The organism is Ferdinandcohnia salidurans (assembly GCF_042680725.1).
Lineage (GTDB): Bacteria > Bacillota > Bacilli > Bacillales > Bacillaceae_L > Ferdinandcohnia > Ferdinandcohnia salidurans.
In genome coordinates, this window is sequence record NZ_JBHUEK010000025.1 from 762,500 (window position 1) to 783,394 (window position 20,895).

General features: G+C 37.9%; 16 protein-coding genes and 1 pseudogene. All 17 read right to left on the bottom strand.

Translation table 11 applies throughout. The annotated features are described in order from the left end of the window. Positions 1 to 7: 7 nt before the first annotated feature. Positions 8 to 1,248 (bottom strand): annotated as a pseudogene (locus ACFSFW_RS17980) (S1C family serine protease). A 113-nt stretch (positions 1,249 to 1,361) separates the two neighbouring features. Beyond that, the gene (locus ACFSFW_RS17985) at positions 1,362 to 2,474 is read right to left on the bottom strand and encodes an ABC transporter permease (protein ID WP_388040270.1); all 1,113 of its coding nucleotides are present in this window, start codon (positions 2,472 to 2,474) and stop codon (positions 1,362 to 1,364) included. Beyond that, positions 2,471 to 3,730 (bottom strand): ABC transporter permease, encoded by a 1,260-nt coding sequence (locus ACFSFW_RS17990; protein WP_388040272.1) that lies wholly within the window; start codon positions 3,728 to 3,730, stop codon positions 2,471 to 2,473. Before ACFSFW_RS17990 ends, ACFSFW_RS17985 begins: the two co-directional genes overlap by 4 nt. A gap of 11 nt (positions 3,731 to 3,741) precedes the next feature. Then, positions 3,742 to 4,674 carry an ABC transporter ATP-binding protein gene (locus ACFSFW_RS17995; RefSeq protein ID WP_388040274.1) on the bottom strand — a complete coding sequence of 311 codons (933 nt, stop codon included), beginning with the start codon at positions 4,672 to 4,674 and terminating at the stop codon, positions 3,742 to 3,744. 147 nt (positions 4,675 to 4,821) lie between these two features. Next, positions 4,822 to 5,451: a response regulator transcription factor gene (locus tag ACFSFW_RS18000; protein WP_388040276.1), complete on the bottom strand. Its 630-nt coding sequence runs from the start codon at positions 5,449 to 5,451 to the stop codon at positions 4,822 to 4,824. A gap of 16 nt (positions 5,452 to 5,467) precedes the next feature. Continuing rightward, positions 5,468 to 6,550 carry a sensor histidine kinase gene (locus ACFSFW_RS18005; protein WP_388040278.1) on the bottom strand — a complete coding sequence of 361 codons (1,083 nt, stop codon included), beginning with the start codon at positions 6,548 to 6,550 and terminating at the stop codon, positions 5,468 to 5,470. 283 nt (positions 6,551 to 6,833) lie between these two features. Then, on the bottom strand, positions 6,834 to 7,628 hold the full coding sequence (gene yycJ, locus ACFSFW_RS18010; protein ID WP_388040280.1) for an exodeoxyribonuclease YycJ: 795 nt from the start codon (positions 7,626 to 7,628) through the stop codon (positions 6,834 to 6,836). Positions 7,629 to 7,634: 6 nt separating this feature from the next. After that, positions 7,635 to 8,411, bottom strand: a complete 777-nt coding sequence (locus ACFSFW_RS18015; protein ID WP_388040281.1) for a two-component system regulatory protein YycI — start codon at positions 8,409 to 8,411, stop codon at positions 7,635 to 7,637. Then, entirely contained in the window at positions 8,398 to 9,729 is a 1,332-nt protein-coding gene (locus ACFSFW_RS18020; protein WP_388040283.1) for a YycH family regulatory protein, read from the bottom strand. The genes ACFSFW_RS18015 and ACFSFW_RS18020 overlap by 14 nt, the downstream gene beginning before the upstream one ends. Further along, complete coding sequence (gene walK / locus ACFSFW_RS18025; RefSeq protein WP_388040285.1) at positions 9,719 to 11,554, bottom strand: cell wall metabolism sensor histidine kinase WalK; 1,836 nt, start codon at positions 11,552 to 11,554, stop codon at positions 9,719 to 9,721. The genes ACFSFW_RS18020 and walK overlap by 11 nt, the downstream gene beginning before the upstream one ends. A gap of 8 nt (positions 11,555 to 11,562) precedes the next feature. After that, the gene (gene yycF, locus ACFSFW_RS18030; RefSeq protein ID WP_099360721.1) at positions 11,563 to 12,270 is read right to left on the bottom strand and encodes a response regulator YycF; all 708 of its coding nucleotides are present in this window, start codon (positions 12,268 to 12,270) and stop codon (positions 11,563 to 11,565) included. Positions 12,271 to 12,523: 253 nt separating this feature from the next. Beyond that, positions 12,524 to 13,957 (bottom strand): peptidoglycan DD-metalloendopeptidase family protein, encoded by a 1,434-nt coding sequence (locus ACFSFW_RS18035; protein WP_388040287.1) that lies wholly within the window; start codon positions 13,955 to 13,957, stop codon positions 12,524 to 12,526. Between the two features lie 452 nt (positions 13,958 to 14,409). Then, the gene (locus ACFSFW_RS18040; RefSeq protein WP_388040289.1) at positions 14,410 to 15,696 is read right to left on the bottom strand and encodes an adenylosuccinate synthase; all 1,287 of its coding nucleotides are present in this window, start codon (positions 15,694 to 15,696) and stop codon (positions 14,410 to 14,412) included. Between the two features lie 232 nt (positions 15,697 to 15,928). Further along, a complete protein-coding gene (gene dnaB, locus ACFSFW_RS18045; protein WP_099351390.1) occupies positions 15,929 to 17,293 on the bottom strand; it encodes a replicative DNA helicase in 1,365 nt (454 codons plus the stop codon). 179 nt (positions 17,294 to 17,472) lie between these two features. Continuing rightward, positions 17,473 to 17,919 (bottom strand): 50S ribosomal protein L9, encoded by a 447-nt coding sequence (gene rplI, locus ACFSFW_RS18050; RefSeq protein ID WP_388040291.1) that lies wholly within the window; start codon positions 17,917 to 17,919, stop codon positions 17,473 to 17,475. Beyond that, a complete protein-coding gene (locus ACFSFW_RS18055) occupies positions 17,916 to 19,889 on the bottom strand; it encodes a DHH family phosphoesterase (RefSeq protein WP_304213434.1) in 1,974 nt (657 codons plus the stop codon). The genes rplI and ACFSFW_RS18055 overlap by 4 nt, the downstream gene beginning before the upstream one ends. Positions 19,890 to 19,916: 27 nt before the next feature. After that, positions 19,917 to 20,846, bottom strand: a complete 930-nt coding sequence (locus tag ACFSFW_RS18060; protein ID WP_304213431.1) for a YybS family protein — start codon at positions 20,844 to 20,846, stop codon at positions 19,917 to 19,919. Positions 20,847 to 20,895 lie beyond the last annotated feature (49 nt).

Here is a 20,895-nt window from a genome sequence, read left to right on the forward strand (position 1 = left end):
CTATAGCCTACATTGTTTCTCTTGCCAATCGTACCGTCGCCTTTTGTTTTTCTCCGCCGCGGTAGAATGTGACCTCCATTGTATCACCCACTGATTTTTCATTATATAAATGCTTTCGCAAATCAATTAGTGAAGTGATTTTCTCACCATCTAGTTCTACGATCACATCAAGCTCCCTTAATCCCGCTTGCGACGCTGGTGTATTTCGTAGCACCTCTAAAACTGCTACTCCCTCTGTTACGTCATTTGGTAGATGCAAGGTCTGCATTCGATGATAGGAGGAAATTTCACTTAAACTCTTTAGTTGTCCTACTCCTAAAAATGGACGATTAACCTCGCCATACACTTCAAGGTCTTCAATAATTGGCTTTGCACTCGTAATCGGAATCGAAAGGCCAATTCCTTCAACGGCTTCCTGCGCAATTTTCATTGAATTAATACAAATACTTCTCCCTTGATATTAACCAATGCACCTCCACTATTTCCTGGATTAATCGCAGCATCTGTTTGCATGACATCGGCATTCCAATCAGGGACTCCATCCTGATTAATATCGACTGGAATCGTCCGATTTAAGCCTGAGATAATTCCTTGAGTGACCGACCCAGAAAACTCAAGTCCAAGCGGGTTTCCGATAGCAATGACAGGTTCACCAAGATTAATGTTATCGGAGTTTCCAAATTGAGCTATCTTTTTTATATGACTTCCATCAATCTCAATTACCGCTAAATCCGTCCAAACATCACTCCCTAGTATTCTGCCTTTCACCCTTGCCCCATCACTAAGACTCACCTCTATATCCGAAGCTCCTTCAATTACATGATGGTTTGTGACGATAAATGCTTTACCGTCTCCCTTTTTATAGATAACCCCAGAGCCCGTTCCCGCTGTCATCGATTCCTCTGTCCAGAAATTAGTTTGTTGTAGATTAACAATACCTACAACAGCCTCACTTACCTTATTGACCGCACTGGTAACCTCTGTAGTCACGTTCACGTTGATATTTTGTTGGACACTTTCTCCTTTTACGGGTGCTTTTTCCTCCACCTCATCAAGCCCATTCACCTCTTCAGGAGTTGCATTCTCGTCATTCGGAAGTAAATGATACTTGGATAGTGTCGGTAAAAGAACGATTACAAGGAGTGCCCCAATAACAGCACCGACTAATGCTGAGAGAAACCAACTGCCTCGGTTCCCTTTCTTTCTTTGCTGCCTTTGGTTTATATAATCCTGATCATAATACCCCATTAAATGATTTCTCCTTTTACACTCTTTCTATTAATTTTACCCATATTTTATACAAATCATGACCTGGTCCCACAATGCGAAAAGACAGGAGCCACTAGCCCCTGCCTTTTTCTTTAAGCGTTTTTCCGTTCCATTAAATTGATTCCGATCCCGATTAACACGACTCCCATTAACGTCAGAATGCTGATTGGATATAGTAATTCACTCATCGGTGCTTCATAAATGGTAGCGGCTTTTAAGCCTTCCATTGCATGTTTAATTGGCACAAAATCCGACACTCTTAACAAGAAGTTTGAGCTTACAATTTCCAATGGCCAATAGGCTCCACCAAGCATCGACAAGCAGACTGATACAAGTGAAATAATTGCATTGAATTGTTGAGTACTTTTAACAACACTGACTAAAAACAACGATAGCGCGACAATTGAGAACACGTATGGGATTAACACAATTAACGTTTTTCCAAATCCCCCATAAAAGTCTACCCCGACGGCATACCGGAACACTACGAAGATGAGTGCCACCTGAAAATATCCCATTAGGAAACTATAAATTAAATTGCCTGCGTACATCTCCCATTTTTTTAAAGGGGATAAAATCATGCGGTCCCAAACTCCCCATGTTCTCTCTTGTAATATGTTGTGAACATTATAAGAGATGGTGTAAATAACAAAAAACAAGGTGAATCCAAAAATCGTCTGAAGCTGGTTATCAATAATCACAGTATCATCGCTACGAAAAGAAGCAGCTTGAATTTTGAATAACGGGTTCTCTTTCTTTTCATTATATTCTTCAATAATGGCCTCTGAGTCGATAAGGCTACTTGTGGCTGTTGCCTCTTTAATCTTCTCTTCCATTAAAAGATCCCCATAAAAGGTCTGAAGATAGCTTTCTATTATATGAAGGTTAGACGTCTCTGTCACGATGACAATTGTGTAAGATTCCTTTTCTAGCTTCACAGCTGCCTCTGCATCACCTTCACTGACCATTTTCTTTGCCTCATCTTCTGTCATTCGTTTAAATTCAAACGCCTCAGTTTTATTTAGTTCTTTCCAAAATCCGGTTTCTTCAATATTTTCAATATCTGTATAAACGGGTACTTTAATATTTGTATAATTTGCGGCACCTAATAACAAGGCAAACACAATACTCATTACGGTCATGCCAATCATAAGCATTGGCTTTCTTAGAAATAATTTAAATTTTGCCTGTAAAATACTTATCATATGGCATCACCTCTTTTCGGAAAGCTAAAAACAGCTGCGGTCAGCATCACCAAACCAAAGCCCACTAAATAAAAAATATGATGAGAAATAGCCGAAAGCTCTACACCTTGAAGCAATTGTAATAATGCGGTCATTCCTGCACCATTTGGCGTAAGATTACCCAACATACCAACGACAGAAGAAGTTTCTGCAATCGGCGTAAAACTTCCACCTAAAAAGGCAAAAATCGAAACCATCACATTCCCAAAAAAGTTTGACACACCTTCTGAGTCGATTCGAAAGTTTAATGCGGTCAACAATGCTCCTACTCCTCCTATCGCAAAGGATAGTGATAGGTTCACTAAGAGAAACCCGAAAAGATCTTTCCAAACCACGTCAAATATGAGAGAAGTAACTCCATATAAAATCGCTTGCTGGATAATCGCAAGCAGGATTACAGAGAAAAAGATACCACCCAGATACGACCATCTTGACGTATTCGATAAAATAATTCGATTGAACACCTGTAACTGCTTTTCACGATAGGCAGATGAACCAATATGAGAGGCAATAAACATAATAAACATAACGCTCATACCGACAGAATAATATTGCAATGAATTAATCGGTTCACGCTCGGTAACAGTCTCTGTCTTTCCGAGTTTCCCACTTTTCATATCTTCTAACTGAATCCCAGCTTTCCCTATTACCGTCATGGAAGTAAGCTGTTTTTGGAAATTCATAAGGATATCCTCCACTATTTTTGGAGAAATCTGTTTCCCTTCATTTTTATAAAGGGTAATCGTGGCAGTTGAAGGTTCATCAAGTAAGGCAGATGATAATGTATCGTATGTGTAATGCTCTGGTATCTCAATAACAGCAGCATAACGATCATCCTCTTTAATTTCATCTAGTTTTTCCGCCTTAACTACCTCAAGTTCCACAATTTCTTTTAGCTCATTACTACCAAACATATCATCTACTAACGTCTGGATTGGACGAAGTTGATTTGCGCTTTGGATTAATGCTGTTTCTGCTTCCTGTGGCAGTCCCTTCACGTTGACCTTTTGGATAAAAGCTTCAACATCTCCTTGTTCGTTGCTATGATTAATAAATGCCACTTTAGCTGAGATAGGTTCTACGTCACCACCCATGACCCCACCTAAGGCAAAGCCTAGGATCGCAATAAGGACAAGCGGCATTAGAACTAAAACCAGTAACTCCTGGGGGTTCCTTAGTAACACCAATAAGTCTTTTTTTATAAATGGAATAATCATCCTCTCACCTCCTAATCTCTTAACGCTCTACCGGTCAGATGAAGAAATACGTCTTCAAGTGTTGGCGCCTTTACTTCAACTGATATCAATGTTGTACTTGTTTCCTCAGCTATCTGCGAGATTTTTTGAAACAAATTGTACTCCTTTGGAACGATAACTGTTACAACACGCTCCTGTACTTTTACTTGACGTACAGTTGAATCAACCTCAAGTAATTGAATAAATTCTTCTTTTACCCGCTCAACCTGAATCGAAATCGTATTTTCAGAGGAAAGAATATTTTTCAACTCTTCCTTTGTACCTGAGGCGATAATATGACCTTTATCCATAATATAAATTCGGTCACATAAGAACTCGACTTCTTCCATGTAATGACTTGTATATAATACGGTCATTCCACGTTCCTTATTGAGACGTTTTACCGTTTCTAAAATATAATTTCGTGATTGTGGGTCAATCCCTACCGTTGGCTCATCCATAATAATTATTTCCGGATTATGAAGTAATGCCACTCCAATATTTAACCTTCTTTTCATACCACCGGAAAATGTTTTAACTATATCCTTTCTTCTGTCAGTTAAACCGATTTGCTCTAAAACCTCTTCAATTCGCTGTTTTAATTCAGCACCTTTTAACCTATAAATCTCTCCAAAAAATCGCAAATTTTCTTCAGCTGATAAATCCGTGTACAACGCAATTTCTTGAGGAACCACTCCTAAAATCTTACGGATATTTTGCGGATTCTTAATCGTACTTTTATTTAATAGCCTTACATCACCAGATGTTGGGACAACCAAAGATGAAAGCATAGAGATGGTCGTAGATTTTCCCGCTCCATTTGGACCAAGCAGACCCACAATCTCTCCTTTTTCCAAAAACATATTAATCCCCTGTGCAGCATACTTTTGTTTATATTTCTTTGATAAATCAATCACTTCTAACATACCGTCGCCTCCCTTATAGTTTTATCATAGACTTTCAAGACCTCTAACAGCACTATCTAGCGTCACTTGTTTATGAAAAAAACATGACCTAAGTCATTTCTGCATTAAAAAAGGGCCATCCACTGATGTTTGGACAACCCTTGTATGTTATGTAATATCATTTTTTACTGCAAAAATCGCCAACTGAGTACGATCGCGAAGCTCTAATTTATGTAAGACTTGCGTGATGTGGTTCTTTACCGTACCGACAGATAGATATAATTCACCCGCAATTTCCTTATTTGTTTTTCCTTCACCTACTAATCTTGTAATATCTAATTCTCGAGTAGATAAAGGCAATTCAAGTTTCTTCTCAACCTTGTGTAATAACCGTGGCATCACTTTTGCTGCAACCTCTTCATGAATCGTTAGACCCCCTTGAAAACAACTATAAACCGCATGGATTAGTGTATTCTGGTCTGATGTTTTCAGCAAAAAAGCATTTGCCCCGTATTTTAATGCCTGGATTGCGTATTCATCATCATTAAAGGTTGTGAGGATTAAAATTTTTACATTAGGCCAACGTTCCTTGATCTTTCTAGTTGCTTCAAGTCCATTCATAACTGGCATCCGGATGTCCATTAACACCACATCAATAACATGTGCCTCCATTTTCTTAATTGCTTCTTCCCCATTTTCAGCTTCAGCCATAACACGTATTTTCCCATCTTGCTCTAGCATGAGTTTCAAGCCTTGCCTAACAATCGACTGGTCTTCTACAATTAACACATTCCACATGTCCATTTCCCCTCCCTTACGTTTTCGCTAACGGAAGTCTTCCTTTGATGACAAACTCTTCATCCGTTTGATAGACCGATAGCATTCCCTCCAATTCCTCAACTCGCTTTCGCATATTTGAAAGGCCAAAACCCTCTTTGAATGGTTCCTTCTTATAGATTCGATTTTTCATGATAAGCTCAATATTTCCGTCTGCTGTTTTACCAAGTATCACCTGCACTTCACGTGAGTGGGCATGACGCATTGCATTTGTAAGTCCTTCCTGAATTACTCGATATAGCACCACACTCTGTTCATTTGTGAGCTGTTCGGACAAGATACCTTGTTTTGTCGTCAATTGAACCATAATATGACTTTCAGCCTCAAGTTTTTTGATAAGCTGTAAGATGGTTGCAATTCCCTCATGCTCTCGGTCCTTTAAAGTTCGGACTGCAAAGCGTGTTTCTTCTAAGCTCTCTTTAGCCAATTCCTTTAAATCATGATAATGTTCTCGACCTTGTTTAATTGATAGAATCTCCAACTGCATTAACAATGCCGTCAACTTATGCCCAACGGAATCATGAATGTCCCTTGCAATTTTAGTCCTCTCTTGATATCGAGCTTCCTCTTCCGTCACAAGGGCAACTCTCTTTAACTTTCGATATTCCCCAAGCAATTCTTCATAGAGGTTGCGTTGTTCCTCTCGCTTTGCCCAAAGTTCATTCACCTGAAGGGCAAGAAGGTAGAATAAAAGAAAGTAAACATAAACGGATAAATCACTTTTCATCCACATAAAGAAGCCTATTAAACAGGCTGTCGTAAAAGCAACTAGTCCTTTAAATGGTTGACTTTCTAACTGGATTGCAGCTAATAACACAACGTACATTAGTAATAAAAGTGTAAATGGATTGCCTGATTCAATGACTCCTTGCGTCAGTAGAAATATGGTTATCGCAACATATAAATAGATCGGTTTTGGTGTGATTTTCAAGAAAAAATATAAGGTCATGACAACAGCACAAATCAAAATCGAATACGCGGTTGGAACGGGCTTTTCAAAAATGAAAAACAACACCCAAAGCGTCATTAAACCTGCCGTTTGCCACATTAAAAGTTTCATAGCATCCCTACTTTCATCCTACTTTCAAGTTACTAGATAATTATGGGTGCGGCAAGTGTTTTTCTTCGAAAAGTGCAAGCGCCTTAGATAAGGAACATCGACTAACTACAGCCACGTCCTGTGGCAAACGTCGATGTCAGCACTTCCTGTGCAAGTCCGACAAGCATAAGAAAAGCCGGCGTATCCTTCTTGACGGATTGGCTTATGACCTCGAGGGGCTAGGCGCTGGAGCTAAACATCCAAACAAAAAAGCCCATCTGATCAAAGTCAAATGAGCTTCTTCTTATACATAGGCTAGCTTTGTAGGTAGCTTAGGATCTGTATCATACAAATCGAATTGTTCCCCGACAACATACCCCTTACTTTCTAAGGTTTGTTTAACCGACATACGTGCTAAATCCTTTAAATTATTATCTTTACTTAGATGCGCCAAATAGATTCGTTTCGTGTTGTCACCAATTACTTCTGACATTGCTAATGCTGCATCCTCATTGGATACATGTCCAACATCACTCAAAATACGTCGCTTAATACTCCAGGGATAATGGCCCATCTGAAGCATAGACACATCGTGGTTGCTTTCAAATACATACGCATCTGCATTTTCAATAGTGCCCTTCATACGGTCACTGACATAGCCTGTATCCGTAATTAAAACAACCTTTTTCCCCTCATTGTGGAACACATAAAACATCGGTTCAGCTGCATCATGGGAAACTCCGAAGGATTCAACATCCATATTTCCAAACGTCTTTACTGTCCCCATTTGAAAAATAAATTTCTGTTCCGTCGGAATTTCCCCAATATTACGCTCCATCGCATTCCATGTCTTTTCATTCGCATAGATGGGAAGCTTGTATTTTCTCGCCAGTACACCAAGCCCCTTAATATGGTCACTATGCTCATGTGTCACAAGAATCCCGGAAAGATGCTTAATTTCTTTGTTGATTTCTTTAAATAACAGTTCTAGTTGTTTACCACTTAACCCGGCATCTACAAGCAAGGAATGCCTGTCTGTTCCAACATAGAACGCATTTCCTGTGCTCCCGCTAGCAAGCACACTAAAATGCAACCCCATAGTCGTTCACTCCGTCTTATATAAAATTTGTCCTTCGATGGCATTGACATAAATATGTGTTTCATCGTCTATGATAACATGCCAAGCTGGGGCCAATAGCTGCGATTCTGAATAGGGGACAAGTGGGTAATACCCAATTTCCACCTTAGATACATGGCTACCTGATTTTATATGGAAATTATTAAAAAGGTTTTCTAGGGTTTCCATTGGCTTAATTAACTCCTCCAGCTCATGCTCTTCAAATTCAGGAATTAATGTTTGCTCATAGGATGTTACCTCATGGTCCTCATTCAGATACAAATAGATGACACCACTTATATTCGCTGATTGTCCAAAGACCTTGTAATTTTTATATTGTTGAATTAAAACAATCGTTCCAGCTTCTTCATCCACATCCCAAACGGTATATTTGTCACCCGATAGGATATGCTCCTTCGCAAATTGTCCGATTTTCATTTGATCTGTTAAAGAAAGCTTAATAGGATCAGTAAACGTACCCTTAAGTATGCCAGCAGTATCAATGTTTACGGTTTGATTTTTAAGAGTTTTAACATCCTCTTCTGTAAAAACTTTAACCTTCCCACTAATATAGCTTAATTCCTTTGGTTCTTTTGGCAAAGCCTCATACGTGATTTCCTCTTCGGCTAGTTTCTCGTCAATACTTAATTCTTTTAACAAATCGAGTTGACTACTATCCCTTTTTTGAACAAGTTGATATCCTAAAAAGATGTTGAGAATCAAGAAGGTAATGATAAATAAAGACTTGGTTTTACTCCAATCCATCTTTATGTCCTCCTAAATCTTCATTCTTTATCTCAACCCTCTTCCAACTTCCATTATACCTGTAAGTCCAAATCGGTTGAAGTGAAACAAACTGGGAATTATCTTCATTCTCTATAAGGTCATAAGCAACTGTCACAGACTCGAGCAATTCAGGATTAAAATTCGGCTTACTTGTGATTTCCTCCATTACCTTTTCGCCCTTTGGTAGTGGCACCTTAATTGAGTCCAAATCGATTCGTAAATTTATAGATGGATGAAAATATCTCGCTATATCATTGTTATCCCATTGTTGGGTAATATCTGTTAGTCCCTTTTGACTAAAAACAGGAATATTTTTTAAATAGAGTTTAAAAACTGTCGTTTGATTCTCTTTACTCCAGCTAAAAAAGCGGTAATCATCTGTCCAACCAACATGTTCATTAACGAAATCAATGCTTGTTTGAATTAAATCTGTTGTCTGTACTGGTTCTCCACTTATACTTGTTGGATTCATGAACTCAATATATTTTTGATTATTATAGACTCTTAGTAACCTTGTTCCATCGGTATGAACTTCACCTGTAGTAAGTACATCCTTCTTAACAAGACTTGAATTTGTGAATAAGCGATCTATGAAGGTATCAATTTCAATCGCATCAATATAATAGTCAACACGTTCTACAGTCGTTGTGTCCTTCGGTAAGTAAACTGAATTCGTATCTGATAGTTTATATTCAATTTGCTCTGGATATCTCGTCGCCGTTGTAAAGAAGTCTTTTCGAAATTCCCTTGTGAGTCTACTATTGACACGCCCCTCATATACCAAGTTGTCACCTGTGGACACAAAATACACAATCCCTTCGCCATTTTCTTCTGAATTGACATCAATTACAAATCTGTCAAACGAGATGAAGGAATAGTCCTTATCATTAATTTTGATAAACGACTTATAAAGCTCCAGAGGAAACGGATCAGGAAAGTATATTTCAACTTGTCCATTTTGCTTTAAGAATTCTGCTAAACCTTGATCCTGAACAGTATGTGTGATGTTTTGGACCTCATTAATTTCCCAAGACCTAAGCCTTTTCATGACTCGGTTCAGTTCTGTCTCGTTATAAGTCCCAAAATGCTGACCATCAATATGATATAGAATTTTAGTAGGCTTTATAATTTCGGAGGCGTCCTTTGTAATATTTGTCGTTACTTCCGCTACTAAGTCGTCATCCGTTCCTCCTAAGTGATCATATTGGGGCTGATACGTCCACAAAGACCATGTAAGAACTATGCTAAAAACCACTAAGATGATTAATATTGTTGTTTTAATTGATTCATACTTCATCCCAATCATCCTCTAAACCATCTTGATTCACATTGATTGGCAGGGTGAAGAAAATAGTTGTTCCAACCCCTTCTTCACTTTCAGCCCAAATCCTACCTCCATGAGCAACAACCATCTCTTTGGCAATAGCAAGCCCTAACCCTGTTCCACCTAATTTACGGGTACGTGCTTTATCCACTCGGTAAAATCGCTCAAAAATTCGATTGATGTTATCCTTCGGTATTCCAACCCCCTGGTCACCTACACTTACAATGATATCACCATTTGATTCAGCCACTTGGAAGGTAACTGTTCCTCCCTCAGGTGAATATTTCAAAGCATTTGAAATAATATTATCGAGAACCTGTGTCATCTTATCTTGATCAATTTCCAGATATATTGGCTTCTCAGGTAAATTTCGAATAAAGGAGATATGCTGCTTCCTTGTCATTTCAAAACGGTCAATAATTCGGTGGAAGTACTTTGTAAAGTCAATTAAATCCTTGGATAAACGATAATCCTTACTATCTAGTTTTGATAACTTTAGCAAGTCATTGACCAACCTAATCATACGTTCTGTTTCGGTTTGCGTTACATCTAAAAATTGAGGCGCAATCTTTTCATCCTGCCAAGCACCATCTGCTAGTGCTTCAAGATAGCTCCGCATTGTCGTTAATGGTGTTCGTAATTCATGTGAAACATTTGCTACAAACTCTCGTCTCTCACTTTCAATCTTTTCTTGCTCGGTTACATCATATAAGACAGCAATTAAACCATTGATAATGCCTGATTCCTTTTTAATAACTGAAAAACTAACCTTTATAATGTATTGCTTTTTATGTGTACTAAAATCAAGGATTTCCGTATCAATATCATGAACAAGCTGCTCAAATGTATATTGCTCATCTAAACCTAAGACGGAAACAATTGATTGATCAAGGACTGTTTCACGTGAAACATCTAGCATGTCGATTGCAGGCGTATTGATTAAGATAATCCGTCCCTTTTTATCGGTTGCAATTACCCCATCTGTCATATGTGCAAGGACAGAAGAGAGCTTGCGACGTTCCCCTTCTGTTGTCGCCTGTGCATCTTGTATTTTTTTTGATAAATTGTTGAAGGTCATAGCAAGTTGACCTATCTCGTCATGGCCGAATACTTTTACCTTCTTTGAAAAATTACCTCTTCCTAATTCTAAAACATGCTTTCTCATTGCTGAAATTGGTCTTGTAATCGTTTGAGCAACAAAGATTCCAAGGACTGCCGTAATCGCCATCGCAATTCCAGTACCCGTTACAAAGATATCATTGATTTCCTTAATATCATCATAGACATTTTCCATCCTTGCGGTTAAAAAGATCGCACCGATGATATCTCCATTCGAACGAATCGGTGTTGAAGATTCATACATCCGATCATAAGTAGATATATCTAAGCGAACATTATCTGGGTTGTCACCAAGCAATAACGTACGTTTGACCGAATCCTCATTCGTTTTCCGTCCAACAATTCCTTGACTGTACGGGTTTGAGCTTCCAACTACACGACTTTTGTTATCGATAACCCGAATCTCCTGGATATCTTCAGACTCATAGTCCTGCAAAATATTTCGGATATCTTTTTCTAATGTAGAAGGATCTTCCCTCTCTTTATTCATTTCCTGCTCAATACTAAAAGCAAGTATATTGACCCGTTCATTTAAGGACACTTTAAAATTTTCTACCAATCGCAACTCCAATTTGCCTATAAAATAAACACCAATAATTTGCATCGCAATTAATATTAAAAGCAAATAGATGAGTGCAAATTTAAAATGAATGGATTGAAAAAAACCTAGTCTTTTCATTTCTGAATTTACTCCTGATCAGGGTTTCGTAAATAGTAGCCCACTCCACGTCTTGTGACAATCCAGGTTGGATGACTCGGACTATCTTCAATTTTTTCACGTAAGCGGCGTACGGTTACATCAACTGTACGTACATCTCCAAAATAATCATATCCCCATACCGTTTGTAATAAATGTTCTCGTGTCATTACTTGACCTAAGTGCTTGGCTAAATAGTGCAACAGTTCAAATTCACGATGTGTTAATTCGATTGTCTCTCCACGTTTACTCACCACATAGGCATCTGGATGAATCACAAGTGAACCCACTGCAATCTCACTTGTTGTTTCCTGGCTAACCGCCTCAGAAATTTGCTGGTGTCTTCGGAGGTTTGCCTTTACCCTTGCAAGGAGTTCTCTCGTACTAAAAGGCTTAGTAACATAGTCGTCAGCTCCTAGCTCAAGCCCTAATACTTTATCAATTTCAGAGTCTTTTGCTGTTAGCATAACGATTGGCATATCATACTTTTTTCGTACCTCTCGACAAACCTCCATGCCATCTTTATGTGGAAGCATGATATCAAGAAGAATGAGGTCAGGATTTACTTCCTCTACTTTTTCTAAAGCCTCATTACCATCATAGGCGCAAATGACTTTATACCCCTCCTTTTCAAGATTAAATTGTAATATATCCGCAATTGGTTTCTCATCATCAACTACAAGAATTACTTTTTCCATTCACTTTTTCTCCTTCACAATGAAATAAAAACCTTTACCACCTAATACAGTTTTCATATTATATAGTTCGTATTGTTCCTTTTATTTTGTTCCTTTACCTCTAACTTTAGCAGAAAAAGGGAGGTATATCATCAGAAGTGTAAAAAAAACCAGTGATATAGGTCGTCCGTCCAATCTCTACTTCTATTTTATCGTTCTTTATACTTATGAAAAAAGCCTTCAGCATCATGCTGAAGGCGTATATTGGCAATTATTATAAGTAATCTAATGGGTTTTTCAATGCTCCATTAATATATAATTCGAAATGTAGGTGAGTTCCTGTTGAGTTACCAGTTGAACCCATTACACCAATTTGTTGGCCCTTCGTTACGGTTTGTCCAACACGAACATTAAGGGATGACATATGAGCATAAATGGTTTTCATACCATTGTTATGGTTAATCACAATTTTATTACCAAAGCCGCCAGAATATCCAGCCTCTACAACTGTCCCATTGTCTGCTGCTTTTATCGTATAATTACTTGGTCTTGCAATATCAATACCTTTATGGAGTTGTCCCCATCTATATCCTACATGACTGGAGATATAACCACCAACTGCTGGCCATGCTAGCTGACCTGATCCTCTGGATGGAACAACCTTCGTTCCTTTTTCAATGATTTCTGCAACAGGCTCTTTGACGATTGTTTCATTAAGTTTCTTTGTTTCAGCATTCACGCCATTAACCATTTTATATTCATAGTGAACAGTCTTTTCACCCTCTTGACCTTCTTGAGTGACTTTTCTGTCCCCTTTATACATCTCTGAGTTTTCATTAACTTTTGTTTCAAAATTAATCGTTTCTTTTTTATTTTGCTCCATCTTTACTACAACTGTTAAAAATGGCTTATACGCTGTTACATTTAATTCTTGTCCAATTTTTATGAGTGTATCCGCTGTAATTTCCGGGTTTAACGCTAATAATTCAGCTGTCGCTAAATCATGGTCTACCGCGATAGAACCTAGTACATCTCCTTCTTTAACTTGGTACTTTTTCTCTTCTAATGTACCTTTTTGAAGCAATGTAACGGTATCAGTCGGATTATGGATTTGCTCCGGTGAAACTTTTTCAGCGGAAATTGAAACCTTTTCCTCAAATGAAACGTCTAATAAACGAGATTGTCCTTCAGCTAATGCAGGCAAAGGTTGTTCTGCGTTTTCTCTCGCTTCAAGTTCTTTCAATTGCTCTTCTTTTACATATTGTAATTTTAATTGTTTAAGAGCCTCATTCGCTTCTTCTTCATCTTTTAGATAGGCAACTGGTTCTCCATCGATCATAATTGCCTTAGCTTGTGCTGCAATTTCAATCTCAGATTCTAGCACCTTTACTGTGTTTTCATTATTGAAAGTAGGATGAAAAGCCTGTTCTTCAATAATTGAAACATTATCAGCAACTAAAGAAAGCTCTTTATATTGATCTTGTAAGGAATCTACCTTTTGTTCGACTACCTCTTCTACTACATTCTTGGAATCAACTGTTCCAACTCTATTGCCATCTATGTATACATGATACACTGTTTGGATTTTCGTATCAGCTGATACTGATCCAAAAACTAATGTTGAAAGTGCAACTGATGTTATCGCAACTCGTTTAAACAAAGTCATATATTTTCTTGGTGTTTTATTTGTATTATTTTGGTTTGACACGGTCTTTCCTCCCTGAACAAAGGTTGCTTGTCCGAAAATTTCGTTCATCTCACCTTGTGAGTTGAAAAGCGTTGTCTTACAAAATACGCCAAGACGTATTATATCGTTCGACAATTCTCCCTAATTTACACTTTATTAATTTACCATAGAATTTGAAAAAAAGTATAATAGTTTCCAATATGTAATATAATTGTAGTATTACTGACAATTTTTTACACAAAATATGTAGGATTTTGACATTGAAATGAGCCTTTCCTCTCATTAATCCGTAAATTTTTTAAAGATTTATGTCGTTTTTGCACGACGAAAGACACCATAGCAAAATATTGCATGGTGATATAGTCATGAAAAAGATATTCGAATTTACTTAGGCTTTCAGTGGAAGTAGGTTGGTTTTTGGCAAATTTTAAAATAAAAAAACATAGCTGTTTCCAACTATGTTTTTCATGATATTAGCTATATATATTTCGCACTACGTTTGTTTGTGTTCGGTCCGGTCCAACTGAGAATACAGATAATGGGATACCAGTTAACTGAGATATACGCTCAACATAGTTTCGAGCATTCTCTGGTAATTCATCTAACTTTTTCATTTCCGTAATATCCTCAGTCCAGCCTGGAAACTCTTCATAGACTGGCTCACATTCTGCGAGAATTTTTAAACTAGCCGGGTATTCCTCAATTAGCTCCCCTTTGTATCGATAGGCCACGCAAATTTTTAATGTTTCAATTCCTGTTAAAACATCAATGGAATTAAGAGATAAATCAGTAACTCCACTTACCCGTCTTGCATGACGTACGACTACACTATCAAACCAGCCAACTCTTCGTGGACGTCCAGTAGTCGTTCCATACTCACGACCAACCTCGCGGATTTGATGACCAATCTCATCGTTTAGCTCCGTTGGGAAAGGTCCGTCTCCTACACGTGTTGTATAGGCTTTTGAAACCCCTACTACACGACTTATTTTAGTAGGGCCAACTCCAGAACCAATTGTAACCCCACCCGCTACTGGATTTGAGGATGTAACAAATGGATACGTTCCCTGATCAATATCTAACATAACACCTTGGGCACCTTCAAATAGAACACGACGTCCATCATCTAGAGCATCATTCAACACAACAGATGTATCACAAACATATTTAACGATTTGCTGTCCATATTCATAATACTCATCTACGATATCCTCTAGCGAAAAACCTTTTGTTTCATAAACCTTTTCGAATAGACGATTCTTCTCAGTAAGGTTATGTGAAAGTTTTTCCTCAAACACTTCTCGGTCAAGTAAGTCTGCAATCCGAATTCCCACTCTAGAAGCCTTATCCATATAGGCAGGTCCAATTCCTTTTTTTGTAGTCCCTATTTTGTTTATCCCTTTGTATTCTTCTTCTAATTCATCCAACTTAATATGATAAGGAAGAATCACATGGGCACGATTGCTTATACGTAGATTATCTGTATGAACACCCTTGTCATGCAAATAGGCAAGTTCTTTGACTAATGCCTTTGGGTCAACTACCATACCATTGCCGATGACACAGATTTTCTCTGGATAAAAAATGCCTGATGGAATCAAATGAAGTTTGTACGTTTCTCCATTAAATACGATTGTATGTCCCGCATTGTTTCCACCCTGATATCTAGCTACTACTTCAGCCTTTTCTGAAAGAAAGTCAGTAATTTTCCCCTTTCCTTCATCTCCCCATTGTGTTCCTACAACTACGACTGCTGACATTACTATGCACCCCCAGGGTTAATATAAAGATATTGTTCATTTCCAGTCAATATTTTAACAGTTTTCTTTCTCTATTACAACCAAATACGAACATTATATTGTGATAAAAATTAAACATTCGTCTTTATTATTTGACTTAATCTCCAATAATATGTAAGAAAAACAAAAAAAGACGTATCATCACACTTTGATACGTCTTTTTCCTGTATTCAGGTACGCTTTAACATTCTTCTTACGCACCTGGTGGCATATTAGCATCATCAAACCTTCGTTCCAGATTGACGAATTTATTATATTCTTTAACAAATGCCAACGAAACTGTTCCAACCGGGCCGTTACGTTGTTTAGCAATAATGATCTCAATAATATTCTTATTCTCTGACTCTTTATCATAGTAATCATCACGGTATAAGAACGCAACAATATCAGCATCCTGCTCGATACTCCCTGATTCACGAATATCAGACATCATTGGACGCTTGTCCTGTCTTTGCTCTACCCCACGGGATAACTGTGATAAGGCAATAACAGGAACCTTTAATTCACGTGCTAATGCTTTTAAAGAACGCGAGATTTCTGATACCTCTTGTTGGCGGTTTTCGCCGCTTCTTCCATTACCTTGTATCAACTGAAGGTAATCGATGAGGATCATTCCTAATCCACTTTCCTGCTTAAGTCTACGGCATTTTGAACGAATATCATTCACACGAATACCAGGGGTATCATCAATATAAATTCCTGAGTTGGATAAGCTACCCATTGCCATTGTTAGCTTACTCCAATCTTCAGGTGTTAAGGAACCAGTACGTAGATTTTGTGCATTAATGTTGCCCTCTGCACAAAGCATCCTCATTACTAGCTGCTCAGCACCCATCTCTAGACTAAAGATAGCGACATTCTCATCTGTCTTAGTTGCTACGTTTTGCGCAATATTAAGAGCAAATGCTGTCTTACCAACAGATGGACGGGCTGCTACGATAATTAAATCATTTCGCTGGAATCCGGCTGTCATCTTGTCAAGCTCTGTAAACCCAGTAGGAATACCGGTAATATCCCCTACACGATTATGAAGAGTTTCAATATTATCATAGGTCTGAACGAGAACATCCTTAATATTTTGGAAAGCACCCGCATTTTTACGGTTCGCGACTTCCATAATATTTTTTTCGGCCTCACCTAAAAGTGCATCGACCTCGTCTTCTCGTGAATAACCATCCGTAGCAATCGTTGTTGCTGTGCGAATCAAGCGGCGTAGTATTGATTTTTCTTCAATAATCTTCGCGTAGTATTCAATATTCCCAGCTGTTGGAACGGAACTCGCCAATTCACTTAAGTACGAAACGCCACCTATTTCATCTAAAATTTTCGCATCCGCTAACTCGGAGGTAACCGTTACTAGGTCAACTGGTTCACCTTTATCTGATAGATTAAGCATCGCGTCAAAAATCTTCTGGTGAGCTGTCCGATAAAAGTCCTCTGGAATCAATACTTCTGAAGCAAGAGTTAAAGAGCTTGGTTCTAGAAAAATAGCACCTAAAACAGCTTGCTCAGCCTCTATATTTTGCGGAGGAATACGATCAGCAAAAATGTCACTCAACTATTCTCCACTCCCTTTACATACTTTTTTATGTCTATCTATCTATTATACTTCTCTTTTATTTAATTCCAATGGTAAAAGCTTTATTAACATTCATGTAAATAAAAAATGTGATCTTGTATGTAAACAAAACCACATTCTTCATTCTATCTGTTTTCCCTATTCAGTTTCAATGGAAATTACTGTTCTTTGACATGAACCTTAACAGTTGCTGTTACTTCTTGATGTAATTTTACAGAAACATTGGTAAAACCTAATGCTCTAATTCCATCAGGAAGATCAAATTTACGCTTATCAATTTTAATGCCATGTTTTTTCGCGAGTTCATCTGCAATTTGCTTACTTGTTACAGAGCCAAATAAACGACCACCATCACCCGCTTTTGCTTGTAGCTCAACAGTCAATGCTTCAATCTTTTCCTTTAGCTGTTTTGACTGAGCAAGTTCCTCAGCCGCTTCTTTTGATTCTTTATTTTTCTTCGCTTCTAACGACTTCATATTTGCTGATGTTGCTTCAATTGCAAGATTTTGCTTGAATAGGAAATTGTGAGCATATCCATCTGATACGTTCTTCACTTCTCCTTTTTTCCCTTTACCTTTTACATCCTTTAAGAAAATTACCTTCATTTCTTGGTTCCTCCCTCTAAATACTCATCTATTACTAAAAGTAGACGTTCTTCTGCTTCTTCTATTGTTATGTCTTCTATCTGTGTTGCCGCATTTGTAAGATGACCGCCACCACCTAAACCTTCCATAACCAGTTGAACATTAACATCACCCAGTGAACGTGCACTGATTCCCACTCTTAAGTCATGTCGGACGGAAATAACGAATGAGGCGACGACATCATTCATAGTCAGTAATGTATCTGCGGCTTGTGCAATCATCACTTGGTCATAGGTTTCATTTTGTTTTCCTTTTGCAATCGCAATTCCTTTTTTATAAATAAATGCTGACTCAATTAATCGCGATCGCTTTTTAAAATGATCCATATTTTCCTTGAGGAATTTCTGAACAAGAATGGTATCTGCTCCTTGGGCACGAAGATAAGATGCTGCGTCAAATGTTCTTGAACCCGTGCGAAGCGTAAAACTCTTTGTATCAACAATGATTCCAGCTAGTAAAGCTGTCGCCTCTAGCATATTAATTTTTTTCTTCTTAGGTTGATATTCTAGAAGTTCAGTCACCAACTCGGCTGTCGATGATGCATATGGTTCCATATAGACGAGTAATGGCGATTGAATAAATTCCTCTCCACGGCGATGATGGTCAATAACAACCACTTTATCGATCTTTGATACCAGTTTTTCCTCAATCACAAGTGATGGTTTATGGGTATCTACTACAACAAGCAGTGTGTCATTTGAAGCGATTTCAAGAGCCTGCTCTGGCGTAATAAAATATGACCATAGCTCCGTATTTTCCTTTACTTCCTCAAGTAACCGCCCAACACCTGAATCAATTTCATTCGGATTTAATACGATATATCCTTCTTTATGATTCATTTGTGCCACTTTTAATATCCCAATGGAAGCACCTACGGCATCCATATCAGGGTATTTATGGCCCATGATGATGACTTTATCGCTATCCGAGACAATTTCCTTTAGAGCATGTGAAATAACGCGTGCACGGACTCTAGTACGTTTTTCCATTGGGTTTGTTTTGCCCCCATAGAACTTAACCTTACCGTTCGGAAGCTTAATCGCAACTTGGTCTCCACCACGTCCCAGTGCAAGGTCCAAGCTCGATTGTGCTGAAACTCCTAGCTCTGGAAGGGTTGGGACTCCAATTCCAATCCCTATACTTAAGGTTAGTGCTACACTATCCCTTGCTGTCGTTTCCCTAACATCATCAAGAATCGTAAACTTTGTTTTTTCAAGATTCGATAATATTTCTTCATTTAACACTGCAATGAAACGTTCAGATGAGGTTCGCTTTAAAAACACACCATGTTCATTTGCCCATTCATTGAGGATTGACGTAACCTGACTATTTAATGAACTCTTCCGTTGGTCATCCATCCCTTGAGTAACTTCATCATAGTTGTCTAAAAAGATAATTCCTAGCACTGTACGCTCGGCTTCATATAATTGCACAATTTCCATTTGTTCAGTGACATCAAAGAAATAAAGTAATCGTTCTTCTCTCTTAATAATTACCTTGAATTTCTGCTCATTTAACGTAATTGTCTCACTTTCGACCTCTTGCTGAATTAAAGGAACAATCAATTCCTCAACATCATATAGAGATCTCCCCACTAACGTATCAGCGTCAAGGCAATTTGATAAGTAGGCATTTGCCCATTCAACTTGAAACTCATCATTATATAGCAAGATCCCAATCGGCATTTCCATTAATGCTTCTTCGCCAACCTTTTTTAAGCGATAGGATAGAGTTGAGATATAATGCTCCATTTCTTTTTTTAGAAGTGAGTTTGCTTTGTACAAATAGTACGTAATTAATCCAAGGAGCAGAAAACTTGCTAACCCAATCACCCACTGAAAATAAACGAGAATTGCACTAAAAATACTTGTGATAACAAGTAATGCATATAAGGGATAGCGAAACAACTTTCTTTTGTAAAAGTCTGGCATGTAATTTTCAGCTCCTAAAGCTTTGTTTTACTTCTTTTTACTAATTCGATTTCGCAGTTGGAATCCTAAGTCAATTATACCTAAGATTCGAATAATATAAAGGAGAAATGGTGTTAAGACCGTTAGAACAATCGGTACGGCCTTTGGAATTCTTTTTTGATGACAGTAATAATAAATAAATGACAAACCTTGAATGACCATTAACAACTGCAGTATAAAAAAGAAGTTTAAAAAGGCGGTATATCCAAATGTCCCCTTTTCCATCTCAACAAAGCTCAAAAGTAAAATCAATAAGTAATACCATAAGATACTCTTTGGAAAATTAATCTCACGAAATGGCGGGAATGGATTCATTTTCACCCGAAGCCTTACTAGAACAGGTTTAACCGCCACAACGGTTATGAAAGCCAATAACATCGCAAGAAAGACAAACATACTTGGCATCATGTATTGCATTATTTCAACCGATTCTTCAAGCCGTGTAATGGCTTCTGTATTCATTTCTCCCCCTGTTGCCCTCATTATACTCTCAGCCATTGCAAAAGATTCTTGTGTGCTTTCTTTTAGTACTTCATTGATGTTAACTTGCAGAACGAGATTAACCGTGACAAACAGCAGCACAATCGAAAACAAATAGGACAAACATGCGCCTAAGAATAGTTCGATTCCACTTCTTCCCCTGTTAATCATTTCACCTAATAAAATCCCTGTAACTCCAAACATGATCGTAAGTATAATCCCCATAACAGAACCTAATAGTCCTGATAGGAAAAAGGCGATCAATATAAACAACAATGACTGCTTTACTTTATACTTCACTGTAAACAGAATAAATGGAATGGGCAAAAGGAATGAAAGTACCGTTCCAAGTAGTGGGAGATATAGACTGACCAGTAACAGTACACTGTATACTGCTAAAAGCATGGCACCTTCTGTTAATAATTTTGTATTTTTCACCTTTTCACCTCAACTTATATTGCAACACATCAAAAAACAGGAGCCTGTT